Origin of the sequence: Micromonospora sp. KC606, from assembly GCF_004348675.1 — a bacterium.
Classification (GTDB): domain Bacteria; phylum Actinomycetota; class Actinomycetes; order Mycobacteriales; family Micromonosporaceae; genus Micromonospora.
The window spans coordinates 1-17,039 of the sequence record NZ_SMKN01000128.1; the positions used below are offsets into that span (position 1 = coordinate 1).

The following is a 17,039-nucleotide window of genomic DNA, read 5'->3' on the forward strand; positions in this document are numbered from 1 at the left end:
GCCCGGTGGTGGGAACTGCCCCGGCGGGGCGTACTGCGGCGGGACCGCGTACCCCTGGGGGATCGGACCGGCGGGCGGCGCGAAGCCGCCGGCGGCGGGCGACTGCCCACCGGCCGGCGGCGTCGGGTACGTCGGAGGCTGGGTCACGCCCGACAGTGTTACAGGTTGCCGCGCTTCTCCTGCTCCCGCTCGATGGCCTCGAAGAGCGCCTTGAAGTTGCCCTTGCCGAAACCGAGCGAGCCGTGCCGCTCGATGAGCTCGAAGAAGACGGTCGGGCGGTCCTGGACCGGCTTGGTGAAGATCTGGAGCAGGTAGCCGTCCTCGTCCCGGTCGACGAGGATCCTGCGGGCCTTCAGCTCCTCGATCGGCACCCGGACCTCGCCGATCCGGGCCCGCAGCTCGGGGTCGTCGTAGTACGAATCCGGGGTGTCCAGGAAGTCCACGCCGGCCGCCCGCATCGCGTCGACGCTGGCCAGGATGTCGTTGGTGGCCACGGCGATGTGCTGCGCGCCCGGACCCTGGTAGAACTCCAGGTACTCGTCGATCTGTGACCGCTTGCGGGCGACCGCCGGCTCGTTGAGCGGGAACTTCACCTTGCGGGTGCCGTTGGCGACGACCTTGCTCATCAGCGCGGAGTAGTCGGTGGCGATGTCGTCGCCGATGAACTCGGCCATGTTCGAGAAGCCCATGACCCGCTTGTAGAAGTCCACCCACTCGTCCATCCGGCCGAGTTCGACGTTGCCGACCACGTGGTCGACCGCCTGGAAGAAACGCTTCGGCTGGAGGCCGGCGTCGATCATGGGCTGCCGGTCCGCGATCGGGTTGCGGGCCACGAAGCCGGGCAGGAACGGGCCGGTGTAGCGGGACCGGTCGACCAGGGTGTGCCGGGTGTCGCCGTACGCGGCGATGGCCGCCAGCCGGACCGTGCCGTGCTCGTCGGCGACGTCGTGCGGCTCGACCAGGCCGGTCGCGCCCCGACCGACGGCGTGCGCGTACGCGGCGTCGACGTCCGGCACATCCAGGGCGATGTCGCAGACGCCGTCGCTGTGTTTCGCGACGTGGTCGGCGCCCTCGGCGTCGGGGCGGACCACGCCGGTGAGCACGAACCGGGCCGAGCCGCTGGTCAACACGTACTGGGCGTGGTCCCGGCAGCCCTGCTCCGGCCCTCGGTACGCCACGCAGGTCATCCCGAACGCCGTGGAGTAGTAGTGCGCGGCCTGCTTGGCGTTGCCGACCAGGAAGTGCACGTGGTCGAGGCCCCTGACCGGGAACGGGTCGTGCCTGATGTCGTGGTCGACGGCGCCGACGAGCTGGTCGATGTCGACGTCGTCGGTCGGTCGGTCGATCGCCTGGGTCATGGTGGTCTCCCTCGCGTACCGGCCGGCCTCGTGGGCCGCCGTGCCTGCGCTCTTTCCGGGACTATCACCGGGTCCGGCAGACTGAGCAACTGTCACCGGTTTCGCTGGTCAGCTTGCACATTCCGTAGAGTGGAGACGCATGAACGCTGGGCAGGATGTACAGCTCGACGAGCTTGACGCCAAGCTGATCCAGCTGCTCGCCGAGGAGCCCCGGATCGGGGTGCTGGAGTGTTCCCGTCGCCTCGGCGTGGCCCGTGGCACCGCCCAGGCCCGGCTGGACAAGCTCGTCGGTCGCGGGGTGATCGGCGGTTTCGGGCCGGAGGTCTCACCGGCCGCGATCGGCTTCGCGGTGACCAGCTTCGTCACCCTGGAGATCAGCCAGCGGCACGGGCACGACCCGGTCACCGCCCACCTGGCCGCCATCCCCGAGGTGCTGGAGGCGCACACGATCACCGGCTCCAGCGACCTGCTCTGCCGGATCGTGGCGCGCTCCAACGCCGACCTGCAACGGGTGATCGACCAGATCGTCTCGTACGAGGGCATCCGCCGCGCCTCCACCATCATCGCCCTCGCCGAGCAGATCCCCTACCGCACCCTCCCGCTGATCCACTCCGCGGCCCGGCGCTGAGGCCCGGCGCAGAAAGGACGGCGACACTCCGGCCAGCAAGGCCGGGGATTCGGTGAGCATCGCTACCGTGTGCGGTGTGTCGAAGCTCGGCGTGCGTGGAGGACTGCTGCTCGGGCTCGTCACCGTGGTCGTCCTCGCCGCCACCGGTGTCTGGAACCCGTTCCCCGCGATGTGGGAATGGGTCGGCACCCGCAAGCCGATCTCCGAGCCGGACGTGGTCTGGCAGCAGCGCATCGGTGGCACCCCGAAGAGCGTCACCATCGCCGGCGACACGGTGGTGGTCGAGCAGCGGACCCGGGTCGAGGCGCGCAGCCTGGCCACCGGAGCGCAGCTGTGGGAACGCAAGGCCGACTGGGCGGCGGTGGCCGGCGGCGACCGGGACCCGGTCGTCGCCGTGGGCAAACTCCTGGTCAAGGGGTACGAGCTGCTCGACCCCGCCACCGGGGCGGTACGCCGCCGCGACGACGACGCGGTGGCCGTCTGGACGTACCGGAACATGCTGCTCGACGCGCGCTGCGTCGAGGCGACCGACTGCACCCTCTCCGCCTGGGACCCGCGCGGCACCGCACCGCTCTGGACGGCGTTCCTGCCCGGCGTGACCAGCGGCCTCTTCGCCGACAACCCGAACCTGCTGGGCACCCGGCGGCTCACCGCGCTCCGGATCGACGCCGGGGTGGCCGGCCCCGAGCCCGCGCCGCCGCTGCTCGGCTTCCCGGTGGACGGGCGGGTGCACGTGGTGGACACCGCCAGCGGGCGGGTGGTGCAGAACCTCGAACCCGGCCGGGACGAGCGGCTGGCGGTGGTCGGCGGCCGGCTGCTCCGGATCACCGCCGTGTCCCGCGACGGCTCCTGCCAGTACACCGTCTCCGCCCGTGACGCGGCCACCGGCGAGGAGGTGTGGCGGCGGGCGGGAGTGAACGTGCGGACCGCCGACAGCGTCGGCTGTGTCCAGCGGGAGGACCCGCAGGGCGCCCGGAACGTGCTGATCGGCGTCGCCCCGGACGGTCGGGAGGCGGTCCTCGACGGATACGACGGCCGAGGGCTGCTGGTGACCGCCGAGGGGGAGCGGCTGCTCGCCGTCGACGACCGGTACGCGCTGGTCCGTGCCGCCGACAAGCAATCGATTGTCGGTCGCCAGTTCGGCGTGGACCGGGCGCGGTGGACCCGCCCGGCCAGCGACCGGGCCGGTGGCGCCCTCACCCCGTACGCGGCGGTGCTCACCGGGGAGAAGCCGAACCGGCTGATCGCGCTCGACCCGCGCACCGGCCGTGAGCTGGTGGTGCTGCGCAGCAGCGCGAACGCGCTCGCGGTCGGTTCGGGCGGGATGGTCATCGGCGAGGGCCGGGAGATCGGCTACGTCCGCTTCGGCACCGGCACCGGCACCGGCGTGCCGCCGGCTTCCCGCCCGGACGGCACGGTCGCCCCCGCCCCCGGCGGCGGCGACCGGGCCCCGGGTGCACAGGACAGTTGCGGGCCGAAACGGGAACTCTGCGCCGACGGCTGAGCGTGCGCCGTCCTTCCGGTGGAGGCGCTGTCCCCGAACCCACCCGGCGGGTGTCACCGATCGACCGGTCTGCCCTAGGCTTTCCCGTCATGAGCAGTGCCGCCGCGTTCTCGTACGCCCCCTTGCTGCCGACCGGCCCGGACACCACGGAGTACCGCCTGGTCACCGACGAGGGCGTCGATGTCGTCAACGGCCCGGGGGGCCGCCGGTTCCTCACCGTGGAGCCGGCCGCGCTGACCGCGCTGACCGCCGAGGCCATGCACGACATCGCCCACTTCCTGCGTCCCGCGCACCTGGCCCAGCTGCGGTCGATCATCGATGACCCGGCCGCCTCGCCGAACGACCGGTTCGTCGCCCTGGACCTGCTGCGCAACGCCAACATCGCCGCCGGTGGTGTGCTGCCGATGTGCCAGGACACCGGCACCGCCATCGTGATGGGCAAGCGCGGCCGGCACGTGCTCACCGACGGCAGCGACGCCGAGGCGATCTCGCGCGGGGTGTGGCAGGCGTACACCCGGCTCAACCTGCGCTACTCGCAGCTCGCTCCGCTGACCATGTGGGAGGAGCGCAACACCGGCAGCAACCTGCCGGCCCAGGTGGAGCTCTACGCCGAGGACCCGGACGGCCACCCGGACGCCTTCAAGTTCCTGTTCATGGCAAAGGGCGGCGGCTCGGCCAACAAGTCGTACCTCTACCAGGAGACCAAGGCGCTGCTGAACCCGACGCGGATGATGCAGTTCCTGGAGGAGAAGCTGCGGCTCATCGGCACCTCGGCCTGCCCGCCGTACCACCTGGCCGTCGTCATCGGCGGCACCTCCGCCGAGTACGCCCTGAAGACCGCGAAGTACGCCTCCGCCAAGTATCTCGACGCCCTGCCCACCTCCGGCTCGATGACTGCCCACGGCTTCCGAGATCTGGAGCTGGAGGCGGAGGTGCTGGAGCTGACCCGCAACTTCGGCATCGGCGCGCAGTTCGGCGGCCGGTACTTCTGCCACGACGTGCGGGTGGTCCGGCTGCCCCGGCACGGCGCGTCCTGCCCGGTGGCGATCGCCGTCTCCTGCTCCGCCGACCGGCAGGCGGTCGCCAAGATCACCCCGTCGGGCGTGTGGTTGGAGCGACTGGAGACCGACCCGGCGCGCTACCTGCCCGACGTCACCGACGAGACGCTGGAGACCGAGGAGGTCGTCCGGGTCGATCTGAACCGGCCGATGGACGAGATTCGCGCCGAGCTGTCGAAGTACCCGGTGAGGACCCGGCTGTCGTTGACCGGCCCGCTGGTCGTCGCCCGGGACATCGCGCACGCGAAGATCGCCGAGCGGCTGGACGCCGGTGAGCCGATGCCGCAGTACCTGCGCGACCACGCCGTCTACTACGCCGGCCCGGCGAAGACCCCCGAGGGGTACGCCTCCGGCTCGTTCGGCCCGACCACCGCCGGCCGGATGGACGCGTACGTGGAGAAGTTCCAGGCGGCCGGCGGGTCGCTGGTGATGCTGGCCAAGGGCAACCGCTCCGGCCAGGTGACCCGCTCCTGCCAGCAGCACGGCGGCTTCTACCTCGGCTCGATCGGCGGCCCCGCCGCCCGGCTGGCACAGGACTGCATCCGCCAGGTCGAGGTGCTCGAATACCCGGAGCTGGGCATGGAGGCGGTCTGGAAGATCGAGGTGGAGGACTTTCCCGCCTTCATCGTGGTCGACGACAAGGGCAACGACTTCTTCGCCGAGGTCACCAAGCCGGTGCTCACCGTCGGCCGCCGCTGATCCCCCGCCCGACCGGGCCGGCCGGAGCCAATCGCCCCGGCCGGCCCGGCGGTCGTTCGTCAATCGGGCGTCAGCTCGCCCGGGCGACGAGAAACGCCCCGGTGAAGGTCTCCGACCGGGTGCCGTCGACGGTACGGGTGTGAACGGTGATCCGGTGGAGCCCGGCGGTCGACGGCGTCCAGGTTACCGATGCCGCCCCGCCGGCGTCCGCCGCGACCGTCGCCGCGGGGCGACCGTCGAACGAGTAGACGTACTCGATCACCCCGGGCATCCCCGGCTGGAAGACGAACGTGCCGGGCGTCCCGACCGGCGCGCCCGTCCGGCCGAGCGGGTACTCGACGGAGCTGACCGTCGGGCTGGTGTCCGCGACGCGGAACACGTAGGTCGTGGCCGGCGACCGGTTGCCCGCCCGGTCCACCGCCTGGACACTGAGCGACCTCGGCCCGTCCCGATCCGGGGTGATCGTGACGGTCGCCGAGCCACCCGGGGCGTCGGCCGCCACGGCGGTCGTCGGCTGCCCGGACAGGTCGTACCGGAAGCCCACCGTGTCGGTGTCGCCGCCGGCCGAGAAGGTGAACCGGCCCGGGATGCCCGGCCCACCGTGCCACCCACTATCGTCCGGGTAGTCCGTGGAGCTGACCGTCGGTTGGGCGGGCGCGCTGATGTCGACCGTGAAGCGGCACTCCGCCGACCACATCGAGGTGGCGCCGGCCCGGTCGGTGGCCTGCACCGCGAACGCGTACGTTCCGCTGTCGACCAGCGCGCCGGGCTGGAGGCGGTGCTGGAACCTGGTTGGGACGGACTTCCAGGAAGACGACGTCTGCTCAGTCCGCTGCGTCGGCTGGTCCACCGGCCACCAGGCGAAGGTAGCGGTGACCTGTTCGGCGTACGGCGGCACCGCGTCCGGGTCGGTCAGCAGGGCGGTCAGGGTCGGCGTCGCGGTGCTCACGGCGAGGTTGTCGACGCAGGGCAGCGAGTCGACGGTGAGTTGGCCGGGCACGTCCGGTGGGGTGTTCTCCTTCGTGTCGGCGGCGGCGGGTTGGCCGGCCCCGACCAGGGTGGCGGCGACCACTGTTGTGAGGATGGCGGTGAGGGTGTTCCGCAGTTTGCGCCGCCGTCGAGCGGCACAGCTCTCGTGTCTTTCGAGCAAGGTGAACCTCTCGGGTTAGATGGGCGGAGAGTTCGAAGATCGTAACTGTTCGTCACTTTTCGAGCGGTCCCTTTTCCTCGTGCTCGCGCGATCATCTGCACGTCGTCGGGCGGCGCGGCAGGATGGTACGCGTGACGACTCCAGAGGCAGCGGGTTACCGGATCGAACGCGACTCGATGGGCGAGGTGGAGGTGCCCGCCGAGGCGCTGTGGCGGGCGCAGACCCAGCGCGCGGTGCAGAACTTCCCGATCTCGGGCCGGGGCATCGAACCGGCGCAGATCAAGGCGCTGGCCCAGATCAAGGGTGCGGCGGCCCAGGTGAACGGCGAACTGGGGGTGATCGAGGCCGACGTCGCCGCCGCGATCGCGGCCGCCGCCGCGCACGTGGCCGACGGCGGATACGACGACCAGTTCCCGGTCGACGTATTCCAGACCGGGTCCGGCACCTCGTCCAACATGAACGCCAACGAGGTGATCGCCACCCTGGCCAGCCGGGAGTTGGGCCGGGAGGTGCACCCGAACGACGACGTCAACGCCTCCCAGTCCAGCAACGACGTCTTCCCGTCCTCGATCCACCTGGCCGCCACCCAGTTCGTGGTGGAGGATCTGATCCCCTCGCTGAAGCACCTGGCCGGGGCGTTGGAGGAGAAGGCGGCCGAGTTCGAGACGGTGGTCAAGGCCGGGCGTACCCACCTGATGGACGCCACCCCGGTCACCCTCGGCCAGGAGTTCGGCGGCTACGCCGCCCAGATTCGGTACGGGGTCCAGCGGTTGGAGTCGGCGCTGCCCCGGCTGGCCGAGCTGCCGCTCGGCGGCACCGCCGTGGGCACCGGCATCAACACCCCGTTCGGTTTCGCCGGCAAGGTGATCGAGAAGTTGCGTGAGTCCACCGGGCTGCCGTTGACCGAGGCGCGCAACCACTTCGAGGCGCAGGGCGCCCGGGACGCGCTGGTGGAGACCTCCGGTCAGCTGCGCACCATCGCGGTCGGGCTGTACAAGATGGCCAACGACATCCGCTGGATGGGTTCCGGCCCGCGCGCCGGTCTGCGCGAGCTGCGTATCCCCGACCTCCAGCCCGGCTCGTCGATCATGCCGGGCAAGGTGAATCCGGTGGTCGCCGAGGCGATGCGCCAGGTCTGCGCGCAGGTGATCGGCAACGATGCCACAGTCGCGTTCGCCGGCTCGCAGGGCGACTTCGAGCTGAACGTCATGCTTCCGGTGATGGGCCGCAACCTGCTGGAGTCGATCAAGCTGCTCGCCGCGTCGAGTCGGATCTTCGCCGACCGGCTGGTGGTCGGCCTGGTCGCGGACGCCGAGGTCTGCCTGGCGTACGCGGAAGGCTCCCCGTCGATCGTCACCCCGCTCAACCGCCACCTCGGGTACGACGAGGCCGCCTCGATCGCCAAGGAGGCGCTGGCGAGGCAGGTCTCGATCCGTGAGGTGGTGATCTCCCGGGGGCACGTCGACTCCGGCAAACTCTCCGAGGTGCAGCTCGACGAGGCCCTCGACCTGCTCCGCATGACCCACCCCTGACCAGCGGCGTCCCCGCCCTGGGACCGCCCGCCCTGGGGTCACCGGGGCCGCTCGCCCTGGGGTCACCGGGGCCGCTCGCAAGTTGCGGCAATCTGCGGTGTCCGGGCGGCCGGTGACCCCCGTTTGCCGCAATCGGAGCGGGTCACCGGTCGTCCGGGCCGCTGCGGAGGCGCGGCACCCAGGCGAGGAAGCGCCGGAAGAGGGTCGCCGGGGCGGGGCCGTCGTGCGGGTTGAGCCGGTACAGATCCCCGGCGGCATCGTGCAGCATCGTGCAGAGGTAGACACTGAGCGCGACCCGGTCGTGCGCGTACTCGGCCACCAAGGCGAGGCGGGCCGGGGCGCAGGGCCACGGCGCGGCACAGCGCCGGCAGAGCCAGATGGGACGTAACGGCAGGTGCGGGCGGGGGTGCCCGGCGCCGGCCACGGACCGTCCGGGCTGCTCGGCGCCGATCGCTGTCCGTCCTGGCTGCTCGGGGGCCGGCTGCGGCGGTCTGCGTACTGCTCGACGGCTGGGCCCCGCGCTCACCAGCGGCCGCCGTTGGCCCGCCACTTCTGGGCCGGCGTGAGCCAGCCGGCGCGCCCCACCGTCGGGTACGCCACCGTGGCGTCGGCCCAGGGTGGACGGTTCGGGGTGGGCGGATCGACGACTGGTTCGGTCGGCACGGTGGCGTACCGGTCGGGGCACCTGCGCCACCGCAGTCCGCACGAGCACCGCAGGCCGAGGCTGCGCCAGGACCGGCGGTGGCGGGGCGCGAGCGGTACCGGCCGGGGCCGGCTCAGCCCGAAGGGCGCGGCCGGCAGGAGACGTCGGTTGCGGGCTGGGCGAGGGCCGAGACGGTGAAGGCGTCCGACCACCGTCGGCACAGGCCACTCGGTGCGTCGGGACAGGGCATGCTGGTGTCGCCGGATGAGCCGGGGCATCTGGTCGTCTCCCTGGAAGTTGGGTCGGTCGCGTCATCTCCCCCCGGCTGGTGGGACCGCCGGCCGGGGGAGCGGGCGGTCCCACCGCGACATCGCCCGGCCGGAGGGTGGGCCGGGGTTTGTCGCGCTTCACAGTCTGGTGACGACACCACTACGGTGGGAAGGGTTCGCGCTCGCTGCCCGAGGCGCCCTGCGTTCCCGGATCGCCGGACCGGCGCGGCCCTGGAATGGATCACCCTTGGCGCTGGAGGACGGCTGGAAATGGCGGACGGGCGGATGACGGCGGCGGCCTTCCTGGTCGCCGAGCTGCGCCGGGCACGGACGTGCCGGGGCCTGAGTCAGGACGAGCTGGCCAAGGCCGTGAACTACTCGGCGTCGATGGTCAGCGCGGTCGAATTGGGCCAGCAGCAGCCCACCGCGAAGTACCTGGAGCTGGTCGACAGGGCGCTGGACACCGGCGGCATCTTCAGCCGCATGCTCACCGAACTGGTGAGCCTCGACACGGCACAGGTGTGGTTGCGTGGTTGGCGCAGGATCCTGGCCGAGGCGAAGGTGCTCCGCTGGTACGAATCGCGCTACGTGCCGGGCCTCTTTCAGACGGAGGGTTACGCCCGAGCAGTGTTCGAAGCCGGTGACCTGCTCGATCAGGCAGAGGTGGAGCGCCGGCTGGCCGAGCGGATGGAGTTGCAGGGCTGCCTCTACGGCGACCGGGTTCTGAAGATCGTCGTCGTCCTGGACGAGGGAGTGCTGCGCCGCTGCGTGGGCGACCGCAAGACGATGGCCGACCAGGCTCTGCATCTGGCGCGGATTGCCACCGAGCATCCGCATGTCCGGTTGCACATAGTGCCGCTGCCGACCGGGGAGTATCCGGGCCTTGGTGGACCGTTCATTCTGGCGGCCCTGACCGACGACAGTGAACTTGGCGTGATCAGTGGGCAAGGGCGAGGCGAGGAACTGCACGATCCGGCCAATCTCCGCCGGCTGCAACAGGTTTGGGAGGTTAGCCTTGGTGCGGCCCTGCCGGCGCAGGAGTCCGTCGAGTTGCTGAGGGAGATTGCCGAGTCATGGAACTGACCGGCGCCGTGTGGCGGAAGAGCAGCCGCAGCGACCAGACGACCCAGTGTGTCGAGGTGGCGACCAATCTGCCGGGGTTGGTCGGGGTGCGGGACAGCAAGGACCCGGCCGGGCCGGTGCTCACCTTCGACTCGTACGCCTGGCGTGCCTTCCTGGCCGCGCCGCCGCGCTGACGCGCCGGGCCGGTCCGTCGCGGACCTCTTCGCCTGAACCTGCTCGCGACGGTGCCGGCGAGCGCGCCGCCAGTGCTGGTCCATGCGCCGCCAGTACGCCGCCAGTGCTGGTCCACGCGCCGCCAGTACGCCGCCAGTGCTGGTCCACGCGCCGCCAGTGCTGGTCCACGCGCCGCCAGTGCGCCGCCGGCGGCGACGGGTGCCGGTCAGCGGAGGATCGTGGCCAGGCCGGTCAGATCGGTGATCTCGTGGCTGACCGGTGCATCCGCCGGGGCCGGCGTTCCGTGCCGCTTGACCCACACCGCGCGAATGCCCGCCTCGTGCGCCCCGGCGACGTCGGTGCGCAGCGAGTCACCGACGTGCAGCACCTCGTCGGCGGCCAGCCCCAGTGCGGCGAGCGCCCGGCGGAACATGGCACCATCCGGTTTGTACGCCCCGACGTCCTCACTGGTCACTATCGCAGCGAAGGCCAGGCCGTGGTGGGCGACGACTGCCCGCAGGTCGTCCCGGTCGGCGTCGGAGAGCACGCAGACGGGCAGCCGGAGGCCGGCGAGGAACTTCCGGGTGCCGGGGCGCAGCGGAGGCGGCCCGCATGTGGCGTAGTGAGCCGCGTAGAGCGTCGTCGGGTCGCCGGGGCAACCGACCTCAGCCATCACCCGGGCCAGGCTCTCCGGTGCGCTGTCGCGCAGCAGCCGGAACGGCGGGCCCTCCGCGACCGTGGCGAACTCCCGCATCCATGCCGCCGCGACGGCCTCGGGGGTGACTGGTGTCGTGGCGTCGGCCGCCACCCGGGCGGCGACCGCGGCCACGACCGCGTCGTCGTCCTCCACGACGGTGCCGTAGAAGTCGAGCAGCAGGCCCCTGACCACGGCCGAAGCGTAGCCCGGTTAATCCGTCGACCGGTCGGCCGGCTGCCGCCATGCTTCGGGGCATGAGCGGAGACCTGCTGCTGGAGGCGGAGCGGCTGCGGCTGCGCCGGTTCACTCCGGACGACGTGGACAACCTGGTGGAGCTGGACGGCGACCCGGAGGTCATGCGCTTCCTCACCGGCGGTGAGCCGACCCCGCGGGAGACCGTGCGCGACGAGCACCTGCCCCGCATCCTCGCCAGGTACGACCATGCTCCCGACCTGGGCCGCTGGGCGGCCGAGGAATGGGCGACCGGCGAGTTCCTGGGCTGGTTCGCGCTCGACCCGTCCGACGACGGCACCGAGGCGGAGCTGGGTTACCGGTTGCGCCGCGCCGCGTGGGGGCGGGGCCTGGCCACCGAGGGCTCCCGGGCCCTGCTCCGGCACGCCTTCGAGACGGTGGGCGTCGGTCGGGTGTGGGCGGAGACGATGGCGGTCAACGTCCGGTCCCGGGCCGTGATGGAGCGGGTGGGCCTGCGGTACGTGCGCACCTTCCACCTGCACTTCGACGATCCGATCCCGGGCACCGAGCACGGTGAGGTGGAGTACGAGCTGCTCAGGAGCGAGTGGCGGCCTTTCGCGCCCGGTACGCGGTGACCGCCGCCCGGTTGCCGCAGCCCGCCTCGCAGAACCGGCGGGACCGGTTCTTCGAGAGGTCGACCAGCACGTTGCCGCAGTCGGCGTGGGCGCAGATCCCGAGTCGGGCCAGCTCGTCGCCGCGTACCAGGTCGGCGACCGCCATCGCCGCCTCGACCGCCATCCGGGTGTCCAGCGGCGCGTCCCGGGGCACCGCGTGCACGTGGTACGGCTCGTCGTCGTGCCGGACGAGCTGGGGCAACGCGTGGGATTCCCGCAGCAGCGCGTTGACGATGGCGACGACCTCGTCGGTGTCGGCGTACCAGATCCGGCGAAGCCGGGGGCGCAGCGCGCGGACGGCGTCGAGTTCGGCCTCGGTGCGTTCGTGTCGGCCGGTCCAGCCGTGCGTGACGACGAACCGGTCCAGGGCGGCGACGTCCGGCAGCCCCTCGCCGTCCCGGCCGTCGGTGTTGACCAGCGCGGTGGCGGCGATCAGCCCACACTCGGTGTCATGAGCGAAAAGCAATTTGACTCCTGTCTTGGGGCTCGTTAGCGTCACTGGCATAAGCATACTTTGCTCGTGACGCCGATCTGACGAGGAGAAACCGATGCAGCAGCGAACCGCTGGCGCCGGGCTCGGACTGGCCCTCGTGTCGGCCGTCACCTTCGCCACCTCGGGCACCTTCGCCCGTTCCCTGATCGAAGCCGGGTGGTCCGCCGAGGCCGTGGTGATCGCCCGGGTGGGCATCGCAGCCCTGGTGCTCGCCGTGCCGGCCGGGCTCGCGATGCGCGGCCGGGGCCACGTGCTGCGCCGCACCCTCGGCCAGGTGGGCGCTTTCGGGCTGCTCGCAGTCGCCACCGCCCAGGCGTGCTTCTTCAACGCCGTGCGATTCCTGCCGGTCGGCGTCGCACTGCTGCTGGAATACCTCGGCATCGTCCTCGTCGTGGCCTGGATGTGGCTCGTGCACCGGCAGCGACCCAGGCGGCTCACCGTGGTCGGCTCGGTCGCGGCGTTGGCCGGGCTCGCCTTCGTCCTCGATCTGACCGGCGCCGGTCGCCTCGACCCGGTCGGCGTGCTCTGGGGCCTCGGCGCGGCGGTCGGCCTGGCCGGGTACTTCGTCCTCGCAGCCCAGGTTGACGACGAACTGCCCTCGGTCACCATGGCCAGCCTCGGGATGGCCGTCGGGGCGGCCGCACTGGCCCTGCTCGGCCTGGTCGGCGCACTGCCGCTGCGGGCCACCTTCGGGCCGGTCGACTTCGCCGGGCAGCGCACCAGCTGGCTCGTCCCGATCGCCGGGCTGTCGCTGATCGCGGCAGTGGTCGCGTACCTGGCCGGGATCGCCGCGACGCGGATTCTCGGCGCCCGGATGTCGTCGTTCGTCGGGCTGACCGAGGTGATGTTCGCGGTGCTCATCGCCTGGCTGGTGCTGGGTGAGCTGCCGACCCTGGTGCAGTTCCTCGGTGGCGCGCTGATCGTCGTCGGGGTGGCCCTGGTCCGCCTGGACGAGCTGCGCGGCGTCCGGGCCGAACGGGTGACCGAGCGGGCGGACGAGCCGGCCCTGACGTGAGAGGGTGCCCGTCGTGCTGAGCGTGGTGGTGTTCGACGCCGACGGGACCCTGGCCCCGCTCACTGGCCCGGGCCGGACTCACCGACCAACTCGACGAGCTGGCGGCGCTCTTCTTCGCCCGGCGGTTCGCGCTGATCCGGCCGTACGCCGACGCGCTGCCCGCGCTCGTCGCGCGGAGCAGATCGTGTACGTCGGGGATTCACTCGCCCACGACGTGGTCGGCCCGCAGCGCGCCGGCCTGCGGGGCATCCGGCTCAACCGGGCCGGCCTGACGTGCCCGCCGGGGCTACGCCCCGACGCCGAGGTATCCACACTGGTCGAGCTGCCCGTCGTGCTACGTGCCCTGCAGCCAGCGAATTCCGGATAACCGGTTCTTTCGGGCTTGCACTGGCGCAGCTCCCTCCGGGTGCGATCTGATGCTGCCACGTCCCTCAACGAGAGGATCTGATGTGGTGAGCAAGCGCTTCACCGCCGGAGCCGTCGCGACCGCGGCGACTCTGGCACTCACGGTGACCGGTTTGTCGGCTCCGGCGAACGCCGGACCGACCAGCAATCGAACGTTCACCGTGGTCGCCGAGGACGGTGTCCCCGTCGCCGCGGCCGTCGCCGCGATCCGGGCGGCCGGCGGGACCGTGGTCTCCCGCACCGAAGACGTCGGGCTCTTCCAGGTCACCAGCGACCGGGCCGACTTCGCCGGCCGGGCCCGGGCGGCCGGCGAGCTGGTCGGCGCCGCCGAGCAGAAGGCCATCGGACGCAAGCCGAAGCTGGACCGGATCGAGCAGGAACACCTGTTCGCCCAGGCCAAGAGTGCTGCCAAGGCCAAGGGTGCTGCCAAGACCACCAAGGGCGAGGGCGGCAAGCTCGACCCGCTGGACGACAAGCTCTGGGGCCTGGGCATGATCCGGGCTGACAAGGCCCGCAAGGTCGAGCCGGGCGACAGGCGGGTGACCGTCGCCATCCTCGACACCGGCGTCGACGCCAGCCAGCCGGACCTCGCGCCGAACTTCAACTGGTCGCTGTCGCGCAACTTCGCCCCCGACATGGTCGACATCGACGGCCCGTGCGAGGTGCCGAGCTGCCTCGACCCGGCCGGCACCGACGACGGCGGGCACGGCACCCACGTGGCCGGCACCATCGGTGCCGCCGCCAACGGGTTCGGCCTCTCCGGCGTCGCCCCGAACGTGTCGCTGGTCGACCTCAAGGGCGGGCAGGACTCCGGGTACTTCTTCCTCAACCCGGTGGTCAACGCGCTCGTGTACGCGGGCAGGGCCGGCATCGACGTGGTCAACATGTCGTTCTACGTCGACCCGTGGCTCTACAACTGCACCGCCAACCCGGCCGACTCGCCGGAGTCGCAGGCCGAGCAACGGGCCATCATCAAGGCGATGAAGCGGGCCCTGAACTTCGCCCACCGCAATGGCGTCACCCTGGTCGGCGCGCTCGGCAACAACCACGAAGACCTCGGAGCGCCAAGGACCGACGTCTCCAGCCCGGACCATGGCGCCGACCCGTACCCCCGGCCGATCGACAACGAGAGCTGCTGGAGCCTGCCGGCCGAGGGCCCGCACGTCATCGGCGTCTCCGCCGTCGGCCCGTCGAGCAAGAAGGCGGACTACTCCAACTACGGCACCGAGCAGATCTCGGTCGCCGCGCCCGGCGGCTGGTTCCGGGACGGGTACGGCACCGACACCTACCGCACCGACGCCAACATGATCCTCTCGACGTACCCGAAGAAGGTGCTCCAGGAGGAGGGCTCGGTCGACGAGAACGGCAACGTCGTCGCCGGGTTCGAGGAGTCGGTCTTCAAGCAGTGCACGGCCAAGGGTGAGTGCGGGTACTACACCTACCTGCAGGGCACCTCGATGGCGGCGCCGCACGTCAGCGGCGTCGCCGGTCTGATCGTCAGCAAGTACGGCAAGAAGCAGGGCCGCAACGGCTTCGCCCTGTCGCCGGATCTGGTGGAGCAGCACCTCTACCGGACCGCCGTCGAGCACGCCTGCCCCGAGCCGCGCTTGCAGAGCTACACCAACGAGGGCCGTTCGGCAGAGTTCGACGCGTACTGCGCCGGCTCGCTGAACTTCAACGGCTTCTATGGGTACGGCATCATCGACGCGTACGCCGCGGTGACCAGCCCGCTCAAGCCGCACATGCGGCCGTAACACGTGCCGCGGGGCCCGGCCGACCCCTCGGCCGGGCCCCGTCTGGTTTGCCTGCCCGGCGCGTCTGCCCTGCCCGGCGCGTCTGCCCTGCCCGGCCCGTCTGCCCTGCCCGGCCCGTCTGCCCTGCCCGGCCCGTCTGGCCGGGCGGGATCGACTCCGATTGCGGCAGGTTGCGGCGTCCGGGGTCGATGACTGACCGTTATGCCGCATGTCAAGCCGGTCATCGACGCCAGCCCCGTTCGGACAGGGCGGCGCGGACCTCGCGGACGACCGCGGGGAAGTCCTCACGGAGGCGGCGACCGGTCACGTGCAGGACGAACCACCCCGCGCCGGCGAACTGGTTGAGGCGTCGACGGTCGCGGTGCAACTGGTCCGGGTCGGCGTGCCATGCACCGTCGTACTCCACCGCGACGCGGAATTCCGGCCAGGCCAGGTCGGGATGCAGGATCAGTCCGGACGGCAGGTGAACCGGGAGCTGGGTGACCGGTCGGGGCAGACCGGCCAACACCAGGCGTACCCGCAGGTGCGACTCCGGCGGCGACTGTGCACCCGGGTCGGCCAGGTCGAAGACGCGTTGGGCCCGACTCCCACCCGGTCGGGTGGCACACCGGCCGGCGACCTCGGCCAGCTCCGCCCGGGTGGTCAGCCCCTGGCCGAGCAGCGAGTCGACGATGCCGACTGCACGTACCGGCTCAAGCCAGGCCGCCGTCTCCCACGCGGCGTGCGCCGGACCGGTGCGCGGTGGAACGCCACTGGGCGCGGGCAGGGCGACGCTCGACGGGGTAGGCCCGACCCGACTCGGCACCGTGCCATCGCCGATGCTGCGGCAGGACGCGTCGCCGTCGGTCGAGAGCCTGACAGGGTCGTCGCCGGCGTGTGAGCGCGGGTCGAGGCTGTCGGCAGACGGCTCGGCCGATCGCCGGATTGGGCGGGCGGCAGCGGCGGCGTGGGCGGGCCCGGCACGGGTGACAGCGGTCGCCGGCACCGCCGGCCGGCCCGCCCTTGCGGTCGGCGGTGCGATCGGGGAATACGTGCCCGACGCCGGAACGGTGGCGACGCGCAGCGGTTGGAGGGTCGTGTGCACCCGGAGACCGCGGCGGCTGCGCAGGCCGGTGCCCACCGGGGCCAGTACGTGAACGTCGTCCGTAAAACCGGCGGCGTGCTCCACACCGTGCAGATACGCCGCCGACGGGCCGGCGACCATCGCGTCCGGCGGCAGCCGAAGCCCCACGGCACGGCAGGCCAGACCGTGGTCGCGGTCGAGCCGGGCGTCGGCGTAGACATCGTGGCGGAGTTGGACCCAGGCCGAGCTACGAAGTTGGTGAACGGTCAGGAGGCCGCGCCGGACCGCGTCCGAGCCACGGAATACCTGCCACGCGAGAGCGGTCGGCCGGTGAGCGAGTGGGGGCATGCCGACCAGCCTGACGGCCGGCGACGGGCCGGCAACACCCCTGTGGACAACCGCCCGACGTGCGCGTTGACGCGCTTGTGGACAACGCTTTCTCGGCCGCCGACATGTGCTATCTCAGCCCAGTCCCTGGCGCGTCTCAGTTGCTTCGCCGCGACTGGAGCCCGTCCGACCAGTGCGGTGGTCTGTCGTGGTTGGCGTCGGCCGGGCGGGTGGAGGGTCGGCTGGGCGGGTGGAGGTTGGCTGTCGGCAGGGGGTGTCGCGTGGCTGGTGCCGGTCCGATGGCGTCGTGGTCCTCGTGGTTGGTGTCGGCTGGGCTTCTTG

Annotated in this window: 17 protein-coding genes and 1 pseudogene; 10 read left to right on the top strand and 8 right to left on the bottom strand. The window is 71.8% G+C overall.

Going from position 1 to position 17,039, the window contains the following annotated elements; all coding sequences use genetic code 11:
* Positions 1–158 precede the first annotated feature (158 nt).
* Entirely contained in the window at positions 159–1,358 is a 1,200-nt protein-coding gene (gene hppD, locus E1193_RS21340) for a 4-hydroxyphenylpyruvate dioxygenase (protein WP_132184966.1), read from the bottom strand.
* A gap of 139 nt (positions 1,359–1,497) precedes the next feature.
* On the opposite strand from hppD, the gene E1193_RS21345 reads away from it, so the two are divergent.
* The 3 genes from E1193_RS21345 (at position 1,498) to E1193_RS21355 (ending at position 5,247) form a co-directional block, all read left to right on the top strand.
* Entirely contained in the window at positions 1,498–1,986 is a 489-nt protein-coding gene (locus tag E1193_RS21345) for an Lrp/AsnC family transcriptional regulator (RefSeq protein WP_132184967.1), read from the top strand.
* Between the two features lie 103 nt (positions 1,987–2,089).
* Positions 2,090–3,490 carry a PQQ-binding-like beta-propeller repeat protein gene (locus E1193_RS21350; protein WP_132184981.1) on the top strand — a complete coding sequence of 467 codons (1,401 nt, stop codon included), beginning with the start codon at positions 2,090–2,092 and terminating at the stop codon, positions 3,488–3,490.
* An 89-nt stretch (positions 3,491–3,579) separates the two neighbouring features.
* Positions 3,580–5,247, top strand: coding sequence for a fumarate hydratase (locus E1193_RS21355; protein ID WP_132184968.1), 1,668 nt, complete (start codon positions 3,580–3,582; stop codon positions 5,245–5,247).
* A 70-nt stretch (positions 5,248–5,317) separates the two neighbouring features.
* Here E1193_RS21355 and E1193_RS21360 read toward each other — a convergent pair whose 3' ends face one another.
* Positions 5,318–6,397, bottom strand: coding sequence for a hypothetical protein (locus E1193_RS21360; RefSeq protein ID WP_132184969.1), 1,080 nt, complete (start codon positions 6,395–6,397; stop codon positions 5,318–5,320).
* A gap of 122 nt (positions 6,398–6,519) precedes the next feature.
* Between E1193_RS21360 and E1193_RS21365 the strand changes: the two genes are divergently transcribed.
* Positions 6,520–7,929: a class II fumarate hydratase gene (locus E1193_RS21365; RefSeq protein ID WP_207922791.1), complete on the top strand. Its 1,410-nt coding sequence runs from the start codon at positions 6,520–6,522 to the stop codon at positions 7,927–7,929.
* A gap of 142 nt (positions 7,930–8,071) precedes the next feature.
* Here the strand turns inward: E1193_RS21365 and E1193_RS21370 are convergent, their stop codons facing one another.
* Together E1193_RS21370 and E1193_RS32025 are read right to left on the bottom strand one after the other, a co-directional pair.
* Positions 8,072–8,353: a hypothetical protein gene (locus E1193_RS21370; RefSeq protein WP_132184971.1), complete on the bottom strand. Its 282-nt coding sequence runs from the start codon at positions 8,351–8,353 to the stop codon at positions 8,072–8,074.
* A gap of 98 nt (positions 8,354–8,451) precedes the next feature.
* Entirely contained in the window at positions 8,452–8,592 is a 141-nt protein-coding gene (locus E1193_RS32025) for a hypothetical protein (RefSeq protein WP_165945793.1), read from the bottom strand.
* A 519-nt stretch (positions 8,593–9,111) separates the two neighbouring features.
* Between E1193_RS32025 and E1193_RS21375 the strand changes: the two genes are divergently transcribed.
* Positions 9,112–9,924, top strand: a complete 813-nt coding sequence (locus tag E1193_RS21375) for a helix-turn-helix transcriptional regulator (RefSeq protein WP_132184972.1) — start codon at positions 9,112–9,114, stop codon at positions 9,922–9,924.
* On the top strand, positions 9,915–10,097 hold the full coding sequence (locus E1193_RS21380; protein ID WP_132184973.1) for a DUF397 domain-containing protein: 183 nt from the start codon (positions 9,915–9,917) through the stop codon (positions 10,095–10,097). Before E1193_RS21375 ends, E1193_RS21380 begins: the two co-directional genes overlap by 10 nt.
* A 206-nt stretch (positions 10,098–10,303) precedes the next feature.
* Here the strand turns inward: E1193_RS21380 and E1193_RS21385 are convergent, their stop codons facing one another.
* Complete coding sequence (locus E1193_RS21385; protein WP_132184974.1) at positions 10,304–10,966, bottom strand: HAD family hydrolase; 663 nt, start codon at positions 10,964–10,966, stop codon at positions 10,304–10,306.
* 62 nt (positions 10,967–11,028) lie between these two features.
* Between E1193_RS21385 and E1193_RS21390 the strand changes: the two genes are divergently transcribed.
* Complete coding sequence (locus tag E1193_RS21390; protein ID WP_132184975.1) at positions 11,029–11,601, top strand: GNAT family N-acetyltransferase; 573 nt, start codon at positions 11,029–11,031, stop codon at positions 11,599–11,601.
* On the opposite strand, the gene E1193_RS21395 is transcribed toward E1193_RS21390, so the two are convergent.
* Positions 11,561–12,106, bottom strand: a complete 546-nt coding sequence (locus tag E1193_RS21395) for a CGNR zinc finger domain-containing protein (protein WP_132184976.1) — start codon at positions 12,104–12,106, stop codon at positions 11,561–11,563. The genes E1193_RS21390 and E1193_RS21395 overlap by 41 nt on opposite strands.
* Before the next feature lie 82 nt (positions 12,107–12,188).
* Between E1193_RS21395 and E1193_RS21400 the strand changes: the two genes are divergently transcribed.
* The 3 genes and pseudogenes from E1193_RS21400 (at position 12,189) to E1193_RS21410 (ending at position 15,307) form a co-directional block, all read left to right on the top strand.
* Positions 12,189–13,148, top strand: a complete 960-nt coding sequence (locus E1193_RS21400; RefSeq protein ID WP_132184977.1) for an EamA family transporter — start codon at positions 12,189–12,191, stop codon at positions 13,146–13,148.
* Positions 13,149–13,204: 56 nt separating this feature from the next.
* A pseudogene (locus E1193_RS21405) lies at positions 13,205–13,515 on the top strand (HAD hydrolase-like protein); the annotation flags it as partial.
* A gap of 85 nt (positions 13,516–13,600) precedes the next feature.
* Complete coding sequence (locus E1193_RS21410) at positions 13,601–15,307, top strand: S8 family serine peptidase (RefSeq protein WP_165945794.1); 1,707 nt, start codon at positions 13,601–13,603, stop codon at positions 15,305–15,307.
* A 220-nt stretch (positions 15,308–15,527) separates the two neighbouring features.
* Here the strand turns inward: E1193_RS21410 and E1193_RS21420 are convergent, their stop codons facing one another.
* Together E1193_RS21420 and E1193_RS32555 are read right to left on the bottom strand one after the other, a co-directional pair.
* Positions 15,528–16,718: a hypothetical protein gene (locus E1193_RS21420; RefSeq protein WP_132184980.1), complete on the bottom strand. Its 1,191-nt coding sequence runs from the start codon at positions 16,716–16,718 to the stop codon at positions 15,528–15,530.
* Positions 16,719–16,854: 136 nt separating this feature from the next.
* On the bottom strand, positions 16,855–17,039 hold a 185-nt coding region (locus E1193_RS32555; RefSeq protein ID WP_207922792.1), incomplete at its 5' end, for a hypothetical protein.